Source organism: Planomonospora algeriensis (assembly GCF_977012225.1).
On sequence record NZ_CDRNDK010000733.1, the window covers coordinates 1 to 2123 of the forward strand.

Sequence of the window (2123 nt, forward strand, 5' to 3'; positions counted from 1 at the left end):
AGGCGCGGGAGGCGGACGGCCGGTCCGGGCGCGGGTCCGGGCTCGCGCGCGGGCTCTTCCGGGAGGTCTCGTGAGGGCTCCCGCGGGGGCACCGTCCTGATCGAGAACGCTTACATCGCCCCGGTGACCGGTGCGGAGATCCCCCGGGGGCACATCAGGATCGACGGCGACCGGATCACGGCCCTGGGTCCCGGTCCGGCCCCGGCGATGAGCGTCGCCCAAGGGGTGGAGTGGATCGACGGGACCGGCTGCCTGGCCACTCCGGGCCTGGTCAACACCCATCACCACCTCTACCAGTGGGCCAGCCAGGGGCTCGCCCAGGACGCCACGCTCTTCGAGTGGCTGGTGGCGCTCTACCCCGTCTGGGCGGCGATGGACGCCGAGGTCGTGCACGGCGCGGCGGGCGCCGGCCTGGGCTTCCTCGCCCTGTCCGGCTGCACCACCTCCTCCGACCACCATTACGTCTTCCCGAAGGGGCGCGGCGACCTGCTCGCCGCGGAGATCGAGGCGGCCCGCCGGGTGGGCGTGCGCTTCCACCCCGCGCGCGGCTCGATGGACCGGGGCCGCTCGGCGGGCGGCCTGCCGCCGGACAGCGTGGTCGAGCGGATCGACGACATCCTCGCCGCCACGGCCGAGGCGATCGACGCCCACCACGACCCGTCCTTCTCCTCGAAGCTGCGCATCGCGGTCGCGCCCTGCTCGCCGTTCTCCGTCAGCGCCGACCTGATGACCGAGGCCGCCGCGCTGGCCCGGGACAAGGGAGTGCGCCTGCACACCCACCTCGCCGAGACGCTGGACGAGGAGGAGCACTGCCGGGCGCAGCTGGGACTGCGCCCGGTCGGCTACATGGAGAAGCTCGGCTGGCTCGGCCCGGACGTGTGGTTCGCCCACGCGGTGCACCTCAGCGACGCCGACATCGACGTCTTCGCGCAGACCGGCACCGGCTCGGCGCACTGCCCCAGCTCCAACGGCCGCCTCGGCGCGGGCATCGCCCGGGTGGCGGACATGCTCCGGCGCGGCGCCGTCGTCGGCCTCGGCGTGGACGGCAGCGCCTCCGCCGAGCTGACCTCGATGTCGGGCGAGATGCGCCAGGCCCTGCTCCTGCAGCGGGCGCGGTACGGCCCCGCCGCGCTGACCGCCCGCCAGGCCCTGGAGATCGCCACCCTCGGCGGTGCGCGCAACCTCGGACGCGAGGCCGAGATCGGCTCGCTGGAGCCGGGCAAGCTCGCCGACGTCGCGCTCTGGCGGACGGACACCCCCTTCGCCTCGGCCGTGACCGACCCGGTCGCCGCCCTCGTCCTCGGCGCCCGGCAGCCGCCGCTGGCCCGCCTGCTGGTGGGCGGGGAGACGGTCGTGGCGGACGACGAGCTGCGCACCGTCGCCCAGGACGAACTCGGCCGGGCGGGAGCCGCCGCCCACCGCCGTCTCATGCGCCTGGCGGGGGAGCAGGGTCTCACAACCGCCGGGGAGGTCGGACCCGTGCCGGGGCAAATGTGATGATGGTGCTCCACATCGCCGGATCCGGGCGTGCGGCCCTGCCCGCTCGCACCGGGCAGGGCCGTACGCCCTGCGATTCTCCACCAGGGAGCAAGGTTGTCTGAGCCGTCGGGGCACATCGTCATCGCCCCGGACAAGTTCAAGGGATCGCTGACCGGAGCCGAGGTCGCCGCCCGCGTCGCGGCGGGCCTGCGCCGGTCCGACCCGGAGGTCGCCGTGATCGCGCTGCCGGTGGCCGACGGCGGCGACGGGACCGTCGACGCCGTCGTGGCCTGCGGGTTCGAGCGCGTGGAGGTCCAGGTGACCGGGCCGGTCGGCGAACCGGTCCGCGCCGCCTACGCCTGGCACCCGTCCGGAACGCCGGAGGGGTCCGGTCCCTCCGGTCCCTCCGGCGCGTCCGGTCCGGCCGGTCCGGGGGTGCCGACGGCGGTGATCGAGCTGGCCGAGGCCTCCGGACTCCGGCGCCTGCCGCCCGCCGACGCGTCCTCCGAGAGTCCCGCCGAGACGCCCGCCGGTGCGTCCTCCGGGACACCTGCCGGGACTCCCGGGGGCGCGCCCGCCGAGAGTCCCGCCGAGGAGGCGCCGACCGGAGCGCCCGGGCAGCCGGGCCCGGCCGCGCACGGCGG

The 2123-nt window shown here is 76.2% G+C and carries 2 protein-coding genes; both read left to right on the top strand.

All coding sequences use genetic code 11. The features are described 5' to 3' along the window. Positions 1 to 99: 99 nt before the first annotated feature. Positions 100 to 1497, top strand: coding sequence for an 8-oxoguanine deaminase (locus tag ACWJ6R_RS35170; protein WP_449066348.1), 1398 nt, complete (start codon positions 100 to 102; stop codon positions 1495 to 1497). Between the two features lie 96 nt (positions 1498 to 1593). Further along, a partial coding sequence (locus ACWJ6R_RS35175; protein WP_449066347.1) for a glycerate kinase occupies positions 1594 to 2123 on the top strand: 530 nt, incomplete at its 3' end.